The organism is Allokutzneria sp. NRRL B-24872 (assembly GCF_002155965.1).
Taxonomy (GTDB): domain Bacteria; phylum Actinomycetota; class Actinomycetes; order Mycobacteriales; family Pseudonocardiaceae; genus Allokutzneria.
In genome coordinates this window covers 1-636 of the sequence record NZ_MUMH01000367.1, presented here as the reverse complement: position 1 = coordinate 636, position 636 = coordinate 1, and the positions used below count along the sequence as shown (strand labels likewise).

The following is a 636-nucleotide window of genomic DNA, read 5'->3' as shown; positions in this document are numbered from 1 at the left end:
CCATGCTGTGGACCGATTTGGTGCGGATCGGCTCGTACATGGATGGCCTCCAAGGGGTCAGGAGACCATCCTAACTTAGACCCTGTCTAAAGTTGGGCTGAGGCTAAAAGATCAGGGTTGGCTGTATCCGTCCAGGAAGTTCCCGATCCTGGTCACCGCGTCCGCCAGATCCTTCTTGGCGGGCAGCGTGACGATGCGGAAGTGATCCGGCTCCGGCCAGTTGAATCCCGTGCCGTGCACGATCATGATCTTCTCGGCCCGCAGCAGATCCAGCACCATCTGCCGGTCGTCCTTGATCTTGTAGACCTTGGGGTCCAGCTTGGGGAACGCGTACAGCGCGCCCTTGGGCTTCACGCACGTCACGCCCGGGATCTGGGTCAGCAGGTCGTACGCCGTGTCCCGCTGCTCCAGCAGCCGGCCGCCGGGGAGCACCAGGTCGTGGATCGACTGACGGCCGCCGAGCGCCGTGGCCACCGCGTGCTGGGCCGGCATATTGGCGCACAGCCGCATATTGGCCAGGATGGTCAGCCCCTCCAGATAGCTGGTGGCGTGCGCCTTGGGGCCGCAGACCGCGAGCCAGCCGCTGCGGTAGCCCGCCACCCGGTACGCCTTGGAGAGCCCGTTGAAGGTCAGGGT

General features: G+C 64.8%; 1 protein-coding gene. It reads right to left on the bottom strand.

What is annotated here, in order from left to right:
- Nucleotides 1-111: 111 nt before the first annotated feature.
- Nucleotides 112-636 (bottom strand): aminotransferase class I/II-fold pyridoxal phosphate-dependent enzyme (locus CCN37_RS38100; protein WP_143262063.1); only part of this gene is annotated, 525 nt, incomplete at its 5' end.